Origin of the sequence: Pseudarthrobacter sp. J1738 (assembly GCF_050490315.1) — a bacterium.
Classification (GTDB): domain Bacteria; phylum Actinomycetota; class Actinomycetes; order Actinomycetales; family Micrococcaceae; genus JBNPEO01.
In genome coordinates this window covers 550,803-569,029 of sequence record NZ_JBNPEO010000001.1, presented here as the reverse complement: position 1 = coordinate 569,029, position 18,227 = coordinate 550,803, and the positions used below count along the sequence as shown (strand labels likewise).

The window sequence follows — 18,227 nt, the reverse complement described above, 5'->3', positions numbered from 1 at the left end:
GACAACAAGAACGTGTAACGGCGCCCGTCACTAAGGTCAGAGGCTCAAGCGAAGCTCCACCAAGTTCAGCCCCGCTAGCCGAGTGTGGACCGCCGGGGCAAGATGGACCTATGGACACCCACGACATACTTGCCGACTTTATTCAACGACCCGCCGACGCCGCGCGCGGCCTTCCGGCGCTCAGCGCCCAGCAATTAAACGCGCATCCATCCGGTCACCCCAATTCGATCGCCTGGTTGCTATGGCACAGCGGGCGCGAAGTCGACGTGCAGCTGGCGCACCTCTCAGGCAAGGCTCAAGTCTGGGAGTCATACCGAAACCTTTTTGACCTTGGAGAGCTGGGTGAAACGGTCGGTTACGGCCACACAGTCGAGCAATCTCACCAAATCCAAGTGTCAAATCAGAAGCTTCTAGTTGACTATCTCGAAGCGTCATTGAGGGCACTTGGCGACTACGTTGGCGCCCGCTCGGAAACGGACTTGGACGCGGTCATCGACAATAGTTGGGAAACGCCTGTCACTCTCGGCGTACGCCTTGTGTCCATCATTGATGACGCAATACAACACGTAGGACAGGCGGCATATGCTGCCGGTGCTCTAACCGTCACTCACTAAGTACGCCCTCACGCCAAACACAGAAATGCCCGGAGTGCATAAAGCAGTCCGGGCAATACTTTCAGTCTTGACCGAGGCGGTTCTAGACGACAAACCGAAACTCGACCACGTCGCCACAGATACCAAGCTATGAAGACCCTGCGCTCACCGCGGAAGGATAATCAGAGAATAAATAACCCCAGCCTCGTAGCGGGAGGCGAGATGAAATCATGCAGATTTCCATCATCAGCCGAGCCCAGATACCGGCCCTCAAAGCACGCGGACAGTACATTGTGTGGATCACATAATGTACTCGGCAAGGAGCTGCTATGACTCATTACATCATTTACTTCAACCAGCAGTGGGTTGGAAACCACACCGCAGAATGGTTTGCTTCGCGTGGACCCTTGGCCAACGATGTGGTGAACGAGATCAAAGAAGCAGGTGCGTATGTGTTCGCCGCTGGCGTGGATGAAAACATCAACGCCGCGTTCAGTGCCGACGCGACGAGCGGAACATTGTTGATCACCGACGGCCCAGTTGCCCCCACAGAGGCGCACATCGGCGGTTTGACAATCATCGATGTCCCCGACGACGACGCTGCAAAGATGTGGGCCGGGAAGATCGCCGAGGCTTGCGGCTGGCCACAGGAAGTTCGGCGGGTCTACTAACCGAACTACCCCTCATCCATCAGCCTCCCCTCACGAAGAACTGACGTCGGAGCCAGCGGATTGCCTCGACCGGGATGCGCAGAGTGTCCAATAAGCCGGCACAGCCTTGGAACCATCCACAAGAAATGCCGCCCCGAAGCGTTTTCACGGAGTGCGCACATATCCGGGATCCGGGTGCGAAGCTCCGAGAGTCTTCACCTGCAACAGCCGCACCCCACGGCGAACAGCATCGTCTGCGACGGCCCTGAGCATTGCCGTGCCGACACCGGCCCCATACAGTGCTGCTCACGCCACCTTCAGAGGCGTGATCGCAGCGACCTTGTCGCGCAGCGCCCGGCGCTCGAGCCGAAGCTCGTAGTTCGACTGCAGGTTCATCCAGAGCTCCTCCGACGTCCCGAAGTATCGCGCCAGACGGATCGCAGTGTCAGCCGTGATCCCTCGCTTGCCGTGCACGATCTCGTTGATCCGGCGCGGCGGCACTCCGATCGACACGGCCAACTTATTCTGCGTGATTCCGAAGCCCTCGATGAAGTCCTCCATCAGGATCTCTCCCGGGTGGATCGGCTCGATCAGGTCCACATCAGTGATAGTCGACGAGTTCGACATCTTCCGCACCTCCATCTCTCCAGACGAAGCAGATACGCCACTGGGCATTCACCCGGATGCTGTGCTGACCACGACGATCGCCGGCCAACTTCTCCAACCGGTTCCCCGGCGGGATCCGCAGGTCATCGACATTCTTCGCTGCGTGGATCAGCTCGAGCATCCGCAGAGCCGCTCGCTGCACGGCCCGGTCGACGCGCTTGGCGTACTGCTCATGCCAGATGCGTTCGGTGTCCTTGTTACCGAACGATCTGATCATGCGCCCAGCCTATAACGCACTCCGTCAATAACGCTAGACGTTAAAGCGGAACTCCACCACGTCGCCGTCGACCATTACATACTCTTTGCCTTCAATCCGGACCTTGCCGCGGGCCTTAGCCTCAGCCATGGATCCGGACTCCATCAGGTCTTCGAAGGAGACTACTTCGGCCTTGATAAAGCCGCGCTGGAAGTCGGAGTGGATCACGCCGGCTGCCTGAGGTGCTGTGTCGCCTTGGCGGATGGTCCACGCGCGAGCTTCCTTGGGGCCAGCGGTCAGATAAGTCTGCAGACCCAACGTGTGGAAACCAACGCGTGCCAGCTGGTCCAGACCGGACTCGTCTTGGCCGTTCATTTCCAGCATCTCGCGGGCTTCTTCCTCGTCCAGCTCCACCAGATCGGCTTCGAGCTTGGCATCAAGGAAGACCGCATCTGCCGGGGCCACCATGGCGCGCAGTTCTTCTTGCTTCTCTTTGTTGCCCAGAATGCCTTCATCCGAGTTGAAAACATAGATGAACGGCTTGGCGGTCAACAGACCGAGTTCGCGCAAGTGCTCCATCTCGAGCTTGTCGCTCTTGACCGAGGAGAAGATCGTGTCCCCGCGTTCCAGCACCGCCTTGGCGGCTTCAAGCGAGGCAAGCTCTGCGGCTTCGCGCTTTTTGATCTTGACTTCTTTTTCGATGCGGGGGACGGCTTTCTCAACCGTCTGAAGGTCAGCGAGAATCAGCTCAGTGTTGATGGTCTCCATGTCCGAGCGCGGATCGACCTTACCGTCAACGTGAATCACATCGGGATCGTCGAACACACGGATAACCTGAGCAATCGCTTCAGCCTCGCGGATGTTGGCCAGGAACTTGTTGCCCAAGCCCTCGCCCTCCGAAGCACCCTTAACGATGCCAGCAATGTCCACGAAGGACACCGGTGCCGGCAAAATCCGCTGCGATCCAAAGACGTCCGCAAGCTTTTGGAGCCGAGGATCCGGGAGGTTGACCACACCAACATTGGGTTCAATCGTGGCGAACGGGTAGTTCGCCGCAAGAACCGAGTTGCGGGTCAGTGCGTTGAAGAGAGTTGATTTGCCGACGTTGGGCAGTCCGACGATGCCAATAGTAAGAGCCACGGCCTAGATTCTACCGTGTACAAGCGAAGTTCCTTATTCTGTCGTACCCCCGTGCAAAGGTAGATGGATGGATGGCTTTGTACTTTTACTCTCGCTATTGATGCTCGTGGTCGGCGCCCTAGTGGGCGGCGCACTCGTCTTTGTTTATGCACGACGGCGCTGGGTCGCCGCCGAGGCCGACGCGGACGATTCCTCCCAACGTCTAGGGGACGTCAGTGCGCAGCTGGCCGCCGCAAGCGCGGAACGCTCCATGCTCTTGAACCGCACGCGTGAACTCACCGCTGACCGGCAATCCGACGCGAACGTTCTGAAAGCACTCGCCCCCGTGGCGGAAAAACTCGGCGCCGTTCAGCAGCAAGTGGCTTTGCTTGAACGTGACCGGGTGGAGCAATACGGACAGTTGGCCCAGCAGCTGGAAGAAGCGCGCAACTCTGACCAACTACTCCTCAGCTCCACCCATGCCCTTGCCTCAGCTCTGCGCTCCACAAGTGCCCGCGGCCAATGGGGCGAAGTCCAGCTGAAGCGGGTAGTTGAGGCGGCCGGTATGCTCCGCAACGTTGACTTTGTAGAGCAAGTCCAAGGCTCCGTGGTGAACTCAGCAACCTCAAGCGCAGACGGCACGCCCGGCTCCACTAGTGCTGTCCGGCCGGACCTAGTGGTGCGCCTACCTGGCGAGAAACAAATTGTGGTTGATGCCAAGGTGCCCCTGTCCGCATACTTGGACGCTCAAGAGGTCACCGCTGACGGCCCGGCCGCTGAGGCCCGCCGCCAACAATTACTCAGCACCCATGCAAAAGCACTCAAAGCCCACGTGGATTCACTCTCCGCCAAGAAATACTGGCAGATCCCGGGCAACACTCCTGAACTAGTGGTGTGCTTTTTGCCGGCCGAGTCCATCTTGGCCGCCGCGCTCTCGGCAGACCCTGAGCTCTTGGATCATGCCCTTGCCAAAAATGTTGTTCTGGCCTCGCCGGGAACACTCCTAGCCGTGCTCAAAGCCGTCGCATTTACCTGGCGTCAAGACGTACTGACGGACAACGCCAAAGAACTCTTTGAACTGGCCCAACAACTCTACGAACGGATGGGCACCCTTGGAGAAAACGTAGCCAAGCTTGGCACATCCCTCAAGAGCTCCGTGGACCGTTACAACTCCATGGTGGGCACGCTCGAAGCGCGAGTGCTCCCCACAGCGAGGAAGCTTAACGCCTTGGACGGGGAAAGCCTGGCTACGCCCAATACCCTTGAAAACACCCCACGCTCGCTGCGATCCCCTGAACTGTTAACGACAGAATCAGACTGGGATCGCGAAGCAAGCTAAGGGCTGTGAAGGCTAGGACTGAGGACGAGAGCCGCGGCCGCCAAGGGCGCGGCTTGAGTCGCCAGCTGCCTTGAGCGTGGCGCGAAGTTCCTTCGGCAAGGAGAACAACAGATCTTCCTCAGCCGTAACAACTTCCTCCACTGTTCCGTAGCCGTAGTCGGCCAACAAACGCAACACGTCCCCCACCAAAACTTCAGGGACCGATGCACCAGAGGTCACACCAACGGTCTGCACACCTTCAAACCAAGACTCATCCACCTCGTTGGCGAAGTCCACACGGTAAGAAGCCTTAGCACCATATTCAAGGGCAACCTCAACCAGCCGCACCGAGTTGGAGGAGTTCGCCGAGCCAACAACAATCACCAAGTCAGCTTGTGGAGCAATCTTCTTGATAGCTACCTGGCGGTTGGTCGTGGCGTAGCAAATATCGTCGCTGGGCGGATCCTGCAGAGTGGGGAAACGCTCCTTGAGTAGACGCACCGTCTCCATGGTCTCGTCCACGCTGAGTGTGGTCTGCGAAAGCCAAATGACCTTCTCCGGGTCACGGACCTGGACCTTGTCCACCTCGTGAGGGCCATTCACGATTTGAATGTGTTCGGGAGCTTCGCCAGCGGTCCCTTCAACTTCCTCATGGCCTTCGTGGCCAATAAGCAAAATGTCAAAATCGTCATTAGCAAAACGGACGGCTTCACGGTGAACCTTGGTCACCAGTGGGCACGTGGCGTCAATGGTGCGCAGCCCACGGTCCTCGGCCGACTGCAGCACAGCTGGGGAAACACCATGGGCGCTGAAAATCACCAGTTCGCCCTCAGGAACTTCCTCGTTCTCTTCAACGAAGATGGCACCCTTAGCCTCCAGGGAGCTCACCACGTGAACGTTGTGAACAATTTGTTTGCGCACATAAACCGGGGGCCCGTAGTGCTCGAGGGCTTTTTCTACCGCAATAACTGCCCGGTCAACACCGGCGCAATAACCACGGGGTGCCGCCAGCAATACCTTCTTGGCACCTGCCACAGGCGCCGCGGCAAGGACTTCTTCCGGCGAACGACGCCGACGAGGCACCGATGGCATGGGAACTGAAACCGCTGCAGTAGTCATAGATCCATGCTACCGGCGAGCGCGTGCCTCGCGTGATCTGGAGATCGCTTGAACAATGATTCCCACCACAAATAGGACACCGGCCGCAGCCAAGAAAATCAGAAACCACGAGTCCAACACCGTGGTCGCTTCGTTGGCCAACCGTTGTCCCAGCACGCCGCTGAGGGCTTCTGCATCCGAGCGGGTCAATAATTGTTCGGCAGCCAGACCGCCGCCTACTTTCCATACTGCAGCGATTAACGCCACACCTACACCCATCACCATTAAGGTGATTCCCCGCCGTCGTGCACTCACCAAGGCCAGCAAAAACGCCAATACAGCACCGCCAGCAGCGTAATATCCCAGAGGCGCGTAGTTGACCATAAAGTCCAACACCTGCCGTTGCGCTTGACTGCCCACCGGCAATAGAACTTGCTTCGGGGCAGTGAACTTCACCGGCAACTTACTGCTGACACTATCGGCGAGTAGCTGGACCATGGGAGCGGCATCAAAAGTGAAACCGCTGGGCTGAGCCGTTCCGGCTTCCCCCGTAATGGTCAAGTGATGGCTCCGGCGCAAGGATTCTGTCCACGCAGCCTCATATCCGGGCAGTTTGGTGATCCCTTTGGCTGCCGCGTTCACCACCGGCGTGATCGCCTCGCTGAGAACGTCAGGAAGGTTTAGTTCGGAGACGATTGACCGACTCGTAGCCGAGGCCAGTGCCACCTGGAATTCTTGGTCCTCCCCCAAGGGCTGGGCCATCTTCACAAAGCCCGACTCTTGAACCAGGTTCTGATCAACCCAAATAGCTGGCCCTGCTACGGCCGTGAGGACAAGGCCCAAAACAGTGGCTAGGAAAGCAATAAAGGAACGCACAAAAGTCCTTTGTGTTGGCAAGAGACTGGAGGCCCTCAAGGGGAACACCAGCTCGGTGGGCAGTTCCCATCCTAAAGTCAGTGACCGCGTCCGTGCCCCGTTTAGACCCCAATGCAAAAAGTGTCGGTGGCAAGTGGTTCCATGGAGCACTAGGCAAACTCGTTAGAGTGGAAGCGTCCAATTCGGCTGAAAGGCAACGCGTGAGTGAGCACACCCCCGAAGATTCGCTAAGGGCTGCGGAACATCGAGCAAGCACGCTTCCAGCGACAGCCGCCGAGACCAGCCCGGAGAACCCGTGGCCTTTGCAAGTGCTCTCCCACAAGCTGAAAGCTCACATCGACCGAACGCCCGCCGCGTGGGTTGAAGGCCAACTGATTGAGCTCAACAACCGGGGCAAGTCAGCGTTCCTCACCTTGCGCGATGTGGACGCCGAAATTTCTTTGCCTGCCTCAATGTGGTCAAACACTATGGAGCGTCTTGAGGCTCCGCTTGAACGCGGCTCCCGGGTTGTCGCCCTCCTCAAACCCGAATTTTGGCTTAAGACCGGGCGGATGAACATGTCCGTGCGGGATATTCGCCCAGTTGGGTTGGGTGATCTTTTGGCTCGCATTGAGCGGCTTCGTCAAGCACTCGCCGCGGAGGGTCTCTTCGCCGAGAGCCGGAAAAAACAGCTCCCGCTCCTCCCCCATCGCATTGGCCTCATTACGGGCCGCGATTCGGACGCCATGAAGGACGTGCTCCGCAACGCGGCCTTGCGTTGGCCAGCGGTTCAGTTTGAGATCCGTGAAGTGGCGGTCCAAGGCGTTAACGCGGTAGCCCAAGTCATCGGCGCATTAACGGAACTCGATGCCAACCCGGAAGTGGACGTTATAGTCATCGCCCGCGGCGGTGGGTCCATGGAGGATTTGCTCCCTTTCAGCAATGAGGAACTGATTCGTGCCGTAGCCGCAGCCGTAACCCCGGTTGTCAGTGCCATTGGTCATGAGGCGGACCGTCCTTTGCTAGACGAGGTCGCTGATCTTCGCGCCTCAACACCTACCGACGCCGCCAAGCGAATTGTCCCGGACGTCAACGAAGAACTTCAGCGGGTTCACTACGCGCTGGGCCAGATTCGGCGTTCCGTAACCCTCAGGGTTGAGCGCGAATCCGAACGTTTACAAACCCTCCGCACGCGGCCGGTTCTTGCCTCACCCGAGGGGATGATTACGGTTCGCGCGGACGACGTCGACCGTCTCACCGCGCGTTCACGCTCCGCCATCACCACGGCAGTGGTACGTGCAGGTGACCAGCTAGATCACCTCCGGGCACAGGTTTTGGCATTGTCGCCACAAAAGACCCTCGATCGAGGCTATGCGGTAGTTCAACACGATGGCGGCGCCCAAGACGGCCAGGTGGTCCGCGACGCTTCGCAGGTCCACGACGGGGACGAGCTCAGGATCCGCGTGGCACAGGGCAAGTTCCTCGCAACGGTTGGCCAGCTTCAACCCGAACAAACTGGCTAACTGGCTACGGCCGTACCGCCCATGACCAAAGACGCACCTCAGAGAGTAGGAATCACACCATGACTGCCACTGACAACACCGCAGATAAGACTCGCACCAGCAAGAACATTGCCGCACAAATAGAGCAGCTCAGCTATGAACAAGCCCGCGAGGAGCTTGTGGCAGTGGTGAGCAAGCTTGAGGCTGGCGGGGCTTCTCTGGAAGAGTCATTGGCCCTGTGGGAGCGCGGCGAAGCCTTGGCACAGCGTTGCGAAGAATGGCTCGACGGCGCACGCAAGCGACTCGCCGCAGCACAGGCTAAAGCCGAAGCCGAGTAGGCCTCAGCGTTAGGACGCTTCTACAGCCTTTGTCTCGGCCTTAACGTCAAAGTCTGCTTCAGGCCACTGCGGGTCGATTGCCTCAAGAGTTTCAATCAGCAGTTGCTGCACGGCGATACGCGCATACCACTTCCGGTTGGCTGGGACCACATACCACGGCGCGTTTTCGGTGGAAGTCTGCTCAAACATCGCTTGGAACGCTTCCTGGTACCCGTCCCAGTGCTCGCGTTCTTTGAGGTCCCCCGTGGAGTACTTCCAGTGTTTGGTGGAGTCCGCCAGACGGTCTAGCAACCGTTGCTTCTGCTCGTCCTTAGAGATGTGGAGCATCACTTTAAGGACCCGAGTGCCGTGCTCAGCTAAACGCTCTTCAAACTCGTTGATGGCCTCGTAGCGGCGTTTCAATTCCTTGGTATCGGCCCAACCATGAACCTTGTGGATCAGCACGTCTTCATAGTGCGAGCGATCAAACACACCCACCATGCCAGCAGCAGGGGTTTCCTTCTCTATGCGCCACAAGAAATCGTGGGCTTTCTCTTCATCCGTGGGCGCTTTGAACGCTTTGAGGTGAACGCCCTGCGGATCCATCGTGCCCACTACGTGGCTGACGATCCCGCCCTTGCCAGCAGTATCCATCGCTTGAAGCACTAACAAAACACGATCGCGGGCCCCACCCTTTGCGGCAGCAAACAGCTTCTCCTGCAGTTCGGTCAGACGGTCATCCTGCTCGTTTAGCCGTGCAAGTCCCTCACTTTTCCCGCCAGGAAAAGCCGGAGCCGAGTCTGGATCAACGCTGTCAAGTTGGAAACCGTCTCCAACTCGGAGCACCTTGACGGGACTCTCCTCGAATTGAACAATCTCGGAGCTACCTGATGACTTCTTTGCCATGATTCGCCTGCCTGTTATGGGCTGACTCGATATGCCGTGCCAGCGCCGTCCTAACCGAACTTACTTAGTTACCGTGATACCGACTCAGGAAGTCGCCCATCCGGCCAATTGCCTCTTCAATGTCCTTGACGTTGGGCAAAGTGACCATCCGGAAATGATCGGGTTTACCCCAATTGAACGCGCGGCCGTGAGAAACCAGAATCTTCTGCTCGCGCAACAGATCTAGGACAAACTTTTCGTCGTCGCGGATCTGGTAAACCTCGGGATCAAGCTTCGGAAATAGATACAGCGCCCCCTTGGCCTGCTGGGTGCTCACACCAGGAATCGCGTTGAGCATCTCGTAGGCCTTGTTGCGTTGCTCCAGCAAACGCCCACCGGGGAGGATGAGATCATTGATGCTCTGGTAACCGCCCAAAGCGGTTTGGATGGCGTGTTGGGCCGGAACGTTTGCGCACAAACGCATGTTGGCCAAGAGGTTGATGCCTTCTAAATAATCCGAGGCCGCCTTCTTAGGCCCGGAAATAGCCATCCAGCCGGCGCGGTAACCGCACACACGGTAGGCCTTTGACAAGCCGTTGTAAGTCAGACACAAGACATCGTCACCGGTGTATTTTGCCGTATTGACGTGGACTGCATCCTCGTACAGGATCTTTTCGTAAATCTCATCGGAGAAGACAATCAGACCGTGCTTGCGGGCAATTTCCACCATTCCCTTAACCGTAGCCTCGGGGTAAACAGCACCCGTGGGGTTGTTCGGGTTGATGATCACAATGCCCTTGGTGTTAGGGCTAATCTTCGACTCGATGTCCTCAAGGTCCGGCAGCCAGCCCTCTTCCTCGTTGCACAGATAGTGCACGGGGCGGCCGCCAGCGAGGCTGACGGAAGCTGTCCACAGTGGGTAGTCCGGTGCCGGAATGAGGATCTCGTCCCCGTTGTCCAAAAGCGCCATCAAGGACATGGTGATCAGTTCGCTGACACCGTTTCCCAGATAAATGTCATCAACGTGAATGTTTTGGATGCCGCGCGTTTGGTAATACTGGGAGACGGCTGTGCGGGCAGAAAAAATTCCACGCGAATCGCTGTATCCCTGTGCGTGCGGCAAGTGGCGAATCATGTCCACCAAAATGGCATCAGGAGCCTCGAATCCGAACGGCGCGGGGTTGCCGATGTTCAGTTTGAGGATCCTGTGACCCTCGGCTTCCATCTGCTGCGCCGCTTCGAGGATCGGTCCACGGATGTCATAGAGAACGTTGTGAAGTTTCGTGGACTGCTTGAATTCTGCCATTTATCAAATATGCCATAACGGCAGCCCACTCCGGCTGTGATACGCGCCATAGTGGACTGCCGCTCGGCAATGCTCAGAAGTTATTTGACGATGCCCTTGTCCTTGAGCCACGCCGCAGCAGCATCCTTAGGGCTCTGCTTTTGGTTACCGCTCACGGCCCGATTCAATGAGATCAGGTCATCAGTGGTCAGCTGCTTAGATACGTTGTTGAGTGCCGTTTTGGCCGCATCCGTCATCTTGGCGGTGTTCACCAAAGGAAGCACCTGCTGGGCAATGAAGTTGTTTTTAGGGTCCTCGAGAACCACAAGGTCGTTGTCCGCAATGGCAGGTGTAGTGGTGTAAATATCAGCCACCTGAACCTGATCGTCCAAAAGTGCCTTGACGGTGATCGGGCCACCACCATCGGAGAACGGTTCTAGCTTCTTGGGCTCGCAGTTGTAGTTCTTCTTCAGTCCTGGCAGACCGTAAGCACGCTCCGCGAAGGTGGCCGGAGCACCGAGGGTTAGTTCAGAACAAACCTTGGCAAGGTCCTCAATGGTCTTGAGTTGGTATTTCTCGGCAGTGGCTTTAGTGACCACCATGGCGTCCTTATCCTCAGCCTTGGACACGTCCAGAACGGACAATCCCGAAGGCAACTTGCCCGGCAGCGCCTTGGCGATGTCATCAGCGGAGATCTCCGTAGCCTCCTTGTCCAAGTACTGAAGGAGATTTCCTGAATAGTCCGGAACCAGGTCCAAAGATCCGTCCTGGACTGCCTTAACGTAGACCTCGCGTGTGGTCAGCTTCTTGGTAGAGGCGCTGATCCCAGCATTGTTGAGGGCACCTGCGTAGATTTCAGCGATGATCTGGCTCTCCGCGAAGTCAGCCGAACCTACAACCAATGCTCCGCCTGCAGCCGCCGAACCAGCACCGTTACTGGCTGGTGACGTTCCTAGAGGATCCGAGGAACCACCACATGCGCTCAACATCAGTGTGGCTGCCACTCCGGCTGCGAAAAGTCCCGCTCCCCTGCGAGTGATGGGACGGCTGAGGGTGCGGCCGAAAATTCTTTTACGTCCTGTAGTTGAGTTCTGCATTATGGCGTTTCTCCTTGAGGTGCGGCCACTGCCGGCGCAGCGCCTTGAGTGACTCCGGTGGTAGTGGTAGCTCTGGTGACAGCGGTATTTCCAGCTGTACCGGAACGGGTGGTCGTTGCGCGCAGGCCGCGCGGGGTAAGCAGCCGTTGCAACAGAACCAGCACAAGGTCTGCCGCAATGGCCAAAAGCGTAATCAGTAGGGATCCACCCAACATGCGGGGGAAGTCGTTAAGGTCAGCACCGTCAAAGATGTAGCGGCCCAACCCACCGAGATTGATGTAGGCCACCACTGATACAGTCGCGATGACCTGCAGCACAGCGGTCCTGAAACCACCCAGCATCACTTTGACAGCATTGGGTACTTCCACTTGGAACAGGATCTGCCACTCAGTCATTCCCATGGCCCGGGCAGCATCAACGTATTGGCGGTCCACACTGGAAATGCCCGCATAGGTTCCGGACAATAACGGCGGAACCGTAAGTATCACCAGTGCCCAGATGGGTGGCATCAGACCAATCCCGGCCAGCAGCACAAAAAGGATCAGCAAACCAAGGGTAGGAAGAGCACGCAACGAGCCTGCCACGGCCACCACAACAACTCGTCCTTTACCGGTGTGACCTACGTACATACCCACCGGAATAGCAATAACTGCGGCAATCAAAAGCACCAAAGCACTGTATTGAAGGTGCTCCCCGATCCGCACCGGAATACCAGTGATACCGGTCCAATGTTCGGGGTCGGTCAGCCACGTAATGGTGTTAGCAATGATGGAGTTCATACTGAGCCTCCCGCCGCCTGTGAGCGCTGAGCAATCAACCCTGAACTGCCCGACGACGGCACCTCAGGTTCGCGGGTCCGGGCACCTTTACGGTTACTCACCCGAGTCCAGGGCGTGAGCATTCTTTCGATCAGAACCAGCAGCAAATCCACCAAGAGCGCCAAGACCAAGGTGGCGATAATCCCCACCCAGACTTCGGTCACAAAGTCCCGTTGGAGTCCGTCGGTAAATAGCCGGCCAAGGTTATCGATCCCTAGAAGTGCTGCAACACTGACCAGGGAAATATTGCTCACTGAAACGACCCTGAGCCCGGCAAACATCACCGGAAGGGACAGTGGCAAGTCAATGGCAAAAAACCGTCTAACTGGTTTGTACCCCATGGCCATTGCCGACTGCCGAAGATCCTCGGGAACCGAATCCAAAGCATCGATTGCCGCACGCACCAACAAGGCTACGGCGTACAGGGTGAGGGCAACAATCACATTGACTGGGTCCAAGATTCTTCGCTGCAAAATGGTGGGCAAAATAATAAAAAGTGCCAATGAGGGAATGGTGTAGAGCAGCGAAGACGCCGTGAGGACTACCGAACGTAGCACCGTGTATTTACGGGCAAATTCGGCCAGCGGAACTGACACCACAAGCCCCAGAAGCATGGGAACGATGGCGAGGATAAGGTGCTGACGCGCGAGGTCCAGCACCATGGGCAGGTTGGCGAAAAGCCACTGCATCAGCCCTGCGCCACCCTGCGTAAGCGAACCGCCTCAATCTCTTCTAAAACTTCAGCCGCTTTGAGCACACCAATAGCGCGGCCCTCATGGTCTACGGCAACACCCAATCCCGATGGCGAGGACAGCGCAGAGTCCAAGGCGCGTCGCAGACTGTCGCCCGGGCGAAACAAAGATCCGCCAGCGAGCCGTGCAGGCTTTTCTTTCGTTCCTGGTGCGGCACCCGGTGGCAACCACCCCGTGGGGCGAGAATCGGCGTCGACCTCTAACACCCAGCCGCTGCCACTCAACGGCAGTGCGTGCAACACAACGTTCTCGGCGGGGTTAAACGCCAAGCCGCGGAAGCCCCTGTCTTTGCCCACAAAGTTAGCCACAAAATCATTCGCCGGTGCGCGCAGAATTTCTTCTGGGGCGGCGTACTGGGCCAGTTTGCCACCAACAGCAAACACAGCCACTTTGTCGCCCAGAATGGCTGCCTCGTCAATGTCGTGGGTAACAAACACAATGGTTTTTGCCAGCTCGGACTGAAGCCGCAAAAGCTCAACCTGCAATTCGTCGCGCACCACAGGATCCACGGCGCTAAAGGGCTCATCCATCAAAAGCACGGGCGGATCGGCGGCGAGCGCCCGGGCAACACCTACACGCTGCTGCTGACCACCCGAGAGCTGGGATGGGTAGCGTTTGCCCAGATTTGAGGCAAGCCCCACAACGTCCAAAAGTTCGGCGGCGCGTTTGCGGGCGGCCGCGCGTGGCACACCGTTGAGACGTGGAACCGTTGCGATGTTGTCCAGGATGCTCCGGTGCGGCATCAACCCGGAGGACTGCATCACGTATCCCATTGAACGGCGCAGTTCGGCCGCCGGGCGCGAGGCAACATCGGCGCCGTCCACTGTGATGGTGCCGGAGGTGGGTTCCACCATGCGGTTGATCATCCTCAGTGAGGTGGTTTTCCCGCAACCCGATGGCCCCACAAAAACGGTGATTGAGCCGCGGTCAATGTCCATGCTCAAAGAATCCACGGCTGGCGCGGACTCTTGGTACTGCTTAGTCACGTTCCGGAATTGGATCATGGCTTCAGCCATAGTGGTGCTTCCCTAAGGTCGATCGGTAAGGCTCGCTCTATTCGGTGGCACAGTGGCGGGGCCATTTTTGTGTCCGGCTCCCCAGCATAGTCAGAGACACCGGACTATGTCAGCGGCTCACTGTGTATAGCTATGCCGGAAGCTCTGCCGCCTCGATGGTGGCCTCGGGTTCGCCTTCACCCAGGTCAGCCTGGGCGCGCAACTCAATTTTGGCCCCAGCCTTGCCCAGTTCTAGAACCTTGATCACGTTGCTTCCCGTCTGGATCAAGGGAGCCGGAACGTAGAGGGTTTTCTGCGGTCCGATCTCCCAATAGCGTCCCAGAAGGAATCCGTTGATCCACACAAATCCCTTGGTGAAGCCAGGGAATTCGAGGTAGGTATCTGCGGGGGTTTCGGCATCGAAGGTGGCTGTTGCAAGTTCTTCAAGCTCGGCCGAACCCCAGGCCTCGAGCGCCACCGGAATCTGTTCCCAGTGGAAGGTGTAGCGCTGGTTCACTAATACACCACCCAGGATGCCTTTTCCTTGGCCGAAGAGTGGGCCGTAGTTAATCCGGCCCACGTTCTCCACCAAGATTTCAAGTGTGGCTGTAGCCCCGGTTCCCGTGACGGTGAGGCCCTGCTCAGCGGTGGTGTCATCGAGGACACCCATGAATGCCCCATTAACCCACACATAGGCACGGTCGTGAAGGCCAAGGATTTTCAGCGGAGTTTCTTTAGGTGCATCCACAAGACCCGGCAAAACGGCTTGAGCGCGGTAAAGCACCAAACCACCGTCGAGACCAAGGTCCTCAAATGAAAGTGGTTTAACACTTTTCACGGGTGCAGCAGTGGCGCGCACCAGCTCCAACAAGTCCTTGCCAGCAGACACCGACACGCTCTGGGCGGGTAGCACGGCCGGGGCCGCCAATAGTTCGGTATCCAGCTCAGGGAGCTGGACACCTTCGAGCCCCTGCGCGCGGAAGAATTCTGTACGCATCGCGTGGAATTTCTCGGTCAGTTCGCCGTTCTCAGCGATCGGCGCGTCCGAATCGTAGCTCGTGACAGTCGGCTCGATGTGAGTGCCGTTGTGGTTGGCGCCTGATCCCAAACCGAAGTTGGTTCCGCCGTGAGCCATGTACACACAAACGTGGCCACCCAGATCAAGCATTTTCCGCATTTCGCTTGCAGCTTCTGCCGCCGGACGAGTGTGGTGGTGTTCGTTCCAGTGATCGAACCAGCCACCCCAAAACTCAACGTTGAAGAACGGTTCGCCAGGCCGGCGTCGTTCCCACGTGGCTACGGCTTCGTCGCCACGGCTTCCCAAGGTGGCAGTGGCCCAGATGTCCGGCACTGAGCCGCCATCCAAGAAGTAGTCGTTACCGCCGTCGGCCGTAAATAGCGTTTCGGTGATGCCCCGCTCGGTGAGCGCGGTTTTGTTCCAGTGGATGTATTCGGCGTCGTCGCCGTAGCTGCCATATTCGTTTTCCACCTGAAGTGCCACAACGGGGCCGCCTTGTGCAGCCTGACGTGTGGCGATGATGGGCAGCAATGCATCAAACCACTTCTCAATGGCTCCGGTGAAAACTGGATCGTTGCAGCGCAGGCCGATGCCGGGGATGGCCGTGAGCCATGCGGGGAAACCAGCGTTGTCCCATTCGGCGCAAATGTAGGGGCCGGGGCGGACAATGACGTCCAGCCCTTCCTCAGCAGCAATATCAATAAAGCGGCCCAAGTCCCGCCAACCGGTGAAATCCGGGGCTTGATCTTCTTTGGGCTGGTGGAAATTCCATGCCACGTAGGTGTCTACGGTGTTGGCGCCCATGGCTTTGAGCCTGCGCAGACGGTCTTGCCACTGCTCTGGGTGAACGCGGAAATAGTGGATGGCACCAGCGAGGATGCGGTGTGGCTGGGCATCGCGGAACAGTTGGCCATCGCGATAGGTCAAAATGGGCGCAGACATAGCCCTAACGCTACAAGGTTTCTGTGTTTAGAGTGGTGCTGTGACAAACCTTGAAGTGGTTCCTCAACCCGAAGTGTGCCCCGCTGCACCGGCAGACCAGAATTCTCCATGTGTTCAGCTGTGGCCCGAGCGCGAGGTACCCCTCGGCGGGGTGCGCGCCATTAATGTCTCCCGGACGCTTCCTCAGCGCGGCCTCCCCACTGTGGGGGCATGGTGTTTCTTAGATAGTTTTGGCCCGGCCCGGACGTTGATGTCTGTTCTCCCTCACCCGCACATAGGTTTGCAGACTGTGACTTGGCCACTCGCCGGGGAGATCAGGCACCGCGACAGCCTGGGCAACAACGTCATTGTTAGGCCCGGCGAGTTGAATATTATGACGGCCGGGCACGGGATTTCGCATTCGGAATTTTCCTTGGTCAACGGTGAGGTTAGTGCATCTGCTTTGAGCGCCGCCCCGGACAATTCAGTGGTCGACGGCGGCACTGACGTTCCGCTGAGCCGTGGACTCCAGTTGTGGGTCGCCTTGCCGGACGGGGACCGCCACCGCGCACCGTCTTTTGAACAGCACCAAGACTTGCCGGTGGTCAGCGGGGAAGGCTTTGCCGCCACCGTGATGGTGGGTTCCTTCGCCGGCGCTACGTCCCCAGCGAAGATGTACTCCCCCATTGTTGGTGCAGTAATCACTTTGGATTCAGCAGCTACGCTGCCGGTGAACCCAGAATTCGAGCACGCACTTTTGGTGATCGAAGGATCCGTCACCGTTGACGATGTCCGTGTTCAGCCGGGTCCTCTGGCGTACTTGGGAGCAGGCCGCAGCGAGTTAAGGGTGATTGCCGAAACTGGCACCAAGGTGTTGCTGCTCGGGGGCGAGCCCTTCCGTGAAGACTTGTTGATGTGGTGGAACTTTGTTGGCCGCACCCACGAAGAAATTGAGCAAGCTCGTCAGGATTGGGAAGCCACAGATGTGCTCTACACCGAGGACTCCTTGACTACATCCCGGGCCCGCTACGGTGTTGTTCCCGGGCACGGTCCAAGCGCAGGTGTTGAAGCTGGCAGGATCCCCGCACCAGCGCTACCTAGTGTGAAACTCCGCCCACGCAAACGCGGCTAAGTGACGTTAGCCGCGTTATCCGGCTGAGCCTCAGGAGTTTTTGAGCAGCTCCAGAGTGCCAAAAATGGGTTCTTGGTCCAGAATCCTGACTTCCGAATACCCAGCAGCATTGAGGCCCGCCCGGAAGCCGTCCTGGATTTGTTTGACGTTTTGTCCCAGTCCGCTGCCGAGGATCACCGGCCCAGCGATCCCCAGCTGACTCAACACACCAATGGCGAGCCCGGCCAAGTCGGCGGCCGCTTGGGTGAGGATAGCCGCGCTCGGCGCGTGTCCGGCGTCGGCCGTGTCCACCACCACACGGGCCTGCTGCGCCCAGTAACGGCGGCCAGTCTCCGGAGAGTGGAAGTGGGCAATCAGCTGGTCCGGAGTTTCCAGTCCAACCGAGGCCAATAGCGCGCGAGTGAGCTCATCGGGTTCTTGTCCCTGGTTCATCCGAGTCAGGCTGTAACGAACAGCTTCCCTGCCCAGCCAATATCCGCTGCCTTCATCGCCCAGCAAGTAGCCCCAACCGCCAGCCCGCGCCTCTTGACCCTGCGGATTAGTTCCCCACGCTGCCGAGCCCGTTCCTGCAATAACTGCCACACCCGTTTGTGCCTGGCCGGCGGCCAGCAGCAACCGAGAATCGTGGACCACAGTGATTTTGGCGCCCGGAACGTGAGGGGAAATGAGGGCTGCGAGTGCGTCTTTGTCTTCTTGGGTATCCACACCGCCGGCACCTGCGTACACGGCCGTTACGCCTGCAGTACCGATTTTGTTCAGCAACTCTGCAATGTTTTTGGCTGCCTCTTCACGCGTGACATTTTGGACGTTGGAACTGCCCACCGTCTCATCAGCCAACACTGCACCGTGCTCAATGCGGATGCCCCGGGTTTTTGTGCCGCCAATGTCCAAGCCAATGGCAGCACCCACACCAATAGCAGCGTCTAAACCGGTGGAAGAGTCCGTTCCGGTGGCGATTCCGGGAGCAGAAGCATCAGCGGGAGTTATTTCAGTGGCAGCGGCGCCGACTT

General features: G+C 58.1%; 19 protein-coding genes. 6 read left to right on the top strand and 13 right to left on the bottom strand.

The genetic code is table 11. From position 1 onward, the window contains the following. Positions 1–110: 110 nt before the first annotated feature. Positions 111–614: a mycothiol transferase gene (locus ACQR35_RS02740; RefSeq protein WP_430269129.1), complete on the top strand. Its 504-nt coding sequence runs from the start codon at positions 111–113 to the stop codon at positions 612–614. Positions 615–922: 308 nt separating this feature from the next. Beyond that, a complete protein-coding gene (locus ACQR35_RS02735) occupies positions 923–1,264 on the top strand; it encodes a YciI family protein (protein WP_430266480.1) in 342 nt (113 codons plus the stop codon). 285 nt (positions 1,265–1,549) lie between these two features. On the opposite strand, the gene ACQR35_RS02730 is transcribed toward ACQR35_RS02735, so the two are convergent. Genes ACQR35_RS02730 through ychF form a run of 3 tightly spaced genes read right to left on the bottom strand, consistent with a single transcriptional unit; the run spans position 1,550 to position 3,245 of the window. Continuing rightward, entirely contained in the window at positions 1,550–1,870 is a 321-nt protein-coding gene (locus ACQR35_RS02730; RefSeq protein ID WP_430269128.1) for a HigA family addiction module antitoxin, read from the bottom strand. After that, on the bottom strand, positions 1,845–2,126 hold the full coding sequence (locus ACQR35_RS02725) for a type II toxin-antitoxin system RelE/ParE family toxin (RefSeq protein ID WP_430266478.1): 282 nt from the start codon (positions 2,124–2,126) through the stop codon (positions 1,845–1,847). The genes ACQR35_RS02730 and ACQR35_RS02725 overlap by 26 nt, the downstream gene beginning before the upstream one ends. Before the next feature lie 33 nt (positions 2,127–2,159). Beyond that, on the bottom strand, positions 2,160–3,245 hold the full coding sequence (gene ychF / locus ACQR35_RS02720) for a redox-regulated ATPase YchF (protein ID WP_430269127.1): 1,086 nt from the start codon (positions 3,243–3,245) through the stop codon (positions 2,160–2,162). A gap of 67 nt (positions 3,246–3,312) precedes the next feature. On the opposite strand from ychF, the gene ACQR35_RS02715 reads away from it, so the two are divergent. Beyond that, positions 3,313–4,563, top strand: coding sequence for a DNA recombination protein RmuC (locus ACQR35_RS02715; RefSeq protein WP_430266476.1), 1,251 nt, complete (start codon positions 3,313–3,315; stop codon positions 4,561–4,563). Between the two features lie 12 nt (positions 4,564–4,575). Here the strand turns inward: ACQR35_RS02715 and ACQR35_RS02710 are convergent, their stop codons facing one another. Further along, positions 4,576–5,661 carry a 4-hydroxy-3-methylbut-2-enyl diphosphate reductase gene (locus tag ACQR35_RS02710; protein ID WP_430266475.1) on the bottom strand — a complete coding sequence of 362 codons (1,086 nt, stop codon included), beginning with the start codon at positions 5,659–5,661 and terminating at the stop codon, positions 4,576–4,578. 9 nt (positions 5,662–5,670) lie between these two features. After that, positions 5,671–6,516: a hypothetical protein gene (locus ACQR35_RS02705; protein WP_430269126.1), complete on the bottom strand. Its 846-nt coding sequence runs from the start codon at positions 6,514–6,516 to the stop codon at positions 5,671–5,673. 200 nt (positions 6,517–6,716) lie between these two features. Here ACQR35_RS02705 and xseA point away from each other — a divergent pair, with 200 nt between their 5' ends. Both xseA and ACQR35_RS02695 read left to right on the top strand, forming a co-directional pair. Then, positions 6,717–8,018: an exodeoxyribonuclease VII large subunit gene (gene xseA, locus ACQR35_RS02700; RefSeq protein WP_430269125.1), complete on the top strand. Its 1,302-nt coding sequence runs from the start codon at positions 6,717–6,719 to the stop codon at positions 8,016–8,018. Positions 8,019–8,077: 59 nt separating this feature from the next. Then, positions 8,078–8,335 carry an exodeoxyribonuclease VII small subunit gene (locus ACQR35_RS02695; RefSeq protein ID WP_430269124.1) on the top strand — a complete coding sequence of 86 codons (258 nt, stop codon included), beginning with the start codon at positions 8,078–8,080 and terminating at the stop codon, positions 8,333–8,335. A gap of 9 nt (positions 8,336–8,344) precedes the next feature. Here the strand turns inward: ACQR35_RS02695 and ACQR35_RS02690 are convergent, their stop codons facing one another. The 7 genes from ACQR35_RS02690 to ACQR35_RS02660 form a co-directional block, all read right to left on the bottom strand. After that, positions 8,345–9,220 (bottom strand): polyphosphate kinase 2 family protein, encoded by an 876-nt coding sequence (locus ACQR35_RS02690; RefSeq protein ID WP_430269123.1) that lies wholly within the window; start codon positions 9,218–9,220, stop codon positions 8,345–8,347. A 64-nt stretch (positions 9,221–9,284) separates the two neighbouring features. Continuing rightward, complete coding sequence (locus ACQR35_RS02685; protein ID WP_430269122.1) at positions 9,285–10,505, bottom strand: pyridoxal phosphate-dependent aminotransferase; 1,221 nt, start codon at positions 10,503–10,505, stop codon at positions 9,285–9,287. 80 nt (positions 10,506–10,585) lie between these two features. After that, positions 10,586–11,581 (bottom strand): ABC transporter substrate-binding protein, encoded by a 996-nt coding sequence (locus tag ACQR35_RS02680; RefSeq protein ID WP_430266469.1) that lies wholly within the window; start codon positions 11,579–11,581, stop codon positions 10,586–10,588. Then, positions 11,581–12,360 carry an ABC transporter permease gene (locus tag ACQR35_RS02675; RefSeq protein WP_430266468.1) on the bottom strand — a complete coding sequence of 260 codons (780 nt, stop codon included), beginning with the start codon at positions 12,358–12,360 and terminating at the stop codon, positions 11,581–11,583. The genes ACQR35_RS02680 and ACQR35_RS02675 overlap by 1 nt, the downstream gene beginning before the upstream one ends. Further along, positions 12,357–13,088, bottom strand: coding sequence for an ABC transporter permease (locus ACQR35_RS02670; RefSeq protein WP_430269121.1), 732 nt, complete (start codon positions 13,086–13,088; stop codon positions 12,357–12,359). The genes ACQR35_RS02675 and ACQR35_RS02670 overlap by 4 nt, the downstream gene beginning before the upstream one ends. Further along, positions 13,088–14,167, bottom strand: coding sequence for an ABC transporter ATP-binding protein (locus ACQR35_RS02665; RefSeq protein ID WP_430269120.1), 1,080 nt, complete (start codon positions 14,165–14,167; stop codon positions 13,088–13,090). The genes ACQR35_RS02670 and ACQR35_RS02665 overlap by 1 nt, the downstream gene beginning before the upstream one ends. 130 nt (positions 14,168–14,297) lie before the next feature. After that, entirely contained in the window at positions 14,298–16,106 is a 1,809-nt protein-coding gene (locus ACQR35_RS02660) for a glycoside hydrolase family 35 protein (RefSeq protein ID WP_430269119.1), read from the bottom strand. A gap of 40 nt (positions 16,107–16,146) precedes the next feature. Between ACQR35_RS02660 and ACQR35_RS02655 the strand changes: the two genes are divergently transcribed. Next, positions 16,147–17,217, top strand: coding sequence for a pirin family protein (locus ACQR35_RS02655; RefSeq protein ID WP_430269118.1), 1,071 nt, complete (start codon positions 16,147–16,149; stop codon positions 17,215–17,217). 30 nt (positions 17,218–17,247) lie between these two features. Here the strand turns inward: ACQR35_RS02655 and ACQR35_RS02650 are convergent, their stop codons facing one another. Next, entirely contained in the window at positions 17,248–18,174 is a 927-nt protein-coding gene (locus ACQR35_RS02650; RefSeq protein WP_430266724.1) for an N-acetylglucosamine kinase, read from the bottom strand. Positions 18,175–18,227 lie beyond the last annotated feature (53 nt).

What these genes read in the sequence shown, in the direction of transcription:
- ACQR35_RS02675 (WP_430266468.1), bottom strand. Translation starts at nt 12,360, where the DNA reads ATGAACTCCATCATTGCTAACACCATTACGTGGCTGACCGACCCCGAA.
- ACQR35_RS02660 (WP_430269119.1), bottom strand. Translation starts at nt 16,106, where the DNA reads ATGTCTGCGCCCATTTTGACCTATCGCGATGGCCAACTGTTCCGCGAT.
- ACQR35_RS02730 (WP_430269128.1), bottom strand. Translation starts at nt 1,870, where the DNA reads ATGTCGAACTCGTCGACTATCACTGATGTGGACCTGATCGAGCCGATC.
- ACQR35_RS02680 (WP_430266469.1), bottom strand. Translation starts at nt 11,581, where the DNA reads ATGCAGAACTCAACTACAGGACGTAAAAGAATTTTCGGCCGCACCCTC.
- ACQR35_RS02685 (WP_430269122.1), bottom strand. Translation starts at nt 10,505, where the DNA reads ATGGCAGAATTCAAGCAGTCCACGAAACTTCACAACGTTCTCTATGAC.
- ACQR35_RS02740 (WP_430269129.1), top strand. Translation starts at nt 111, where the DNA reads ATGGACACCCACGACATACTTGCCGACTTTATTCAACGACCCGCCGAC.
- ACQR35_RS02725 (WP_430266478.1), bottom strand. Translation starts at nt 2,126, where the DNA reads ATGATCAGATCGTTCGGTAACAAGGACACCGAACGCATCTGGCATGAG.
- ACQR35_RS02670 (WP_430269121.1), bottom strand. Translation starts at nt 13,088, where the DNA reads ATGCAGTGGCTTTTCGCCAACCTGCCCATGGTGCTGGACCTCGCGCGT.
- ACQR35_RS02715 (WP_430266476.1), top strand. Translation starts at nt 3,313, where the DNA reads ATGGATGGCTTTGTACTTTTACTCTCGCTATTGATGCTCGTGGTCGGC.
- ACQR35_RS02690 (WP_430269123.1), bottom strand. Translation starts at nt 9,220, where the DNA reads ATGGCAAAGAAGTCATCAGGTAGCTCCGAGATTGTTCAATTCGAGGAG.
- ACQR35_RS02710 (WP_430266475.1), bottom strand. Translation starts at nt 5,661, where the DNA reads ATGACTACTGCAGCGGTTTCAGTTCCCATGCCATCGGTGCCTCGTCGG.
- ACQR35_RS02695 (WP_430269124.1), top strand. Translation starts at nt 8,078, where the DNA reads ATGACTGCCACTGACAACACCGCAGATAAGACTCGCACCAGCAAGAAC.
- ACQR35_RS02665 (WP_430269120.1), bottom strand. Translation starts at nt 14,167, where the DNA reads ATGGCTGAAGCCATGATCCAATTCCGGAACGTGACTAAGCAGTACCAA.
- ACQR35_RS02735 (WP_430266480.1), top strand. Translation starts at nt 923, where the DNA reads ATGACTCATTACATCATTTACTTCAACCAGCAGTGGGTTGGAAACCAC.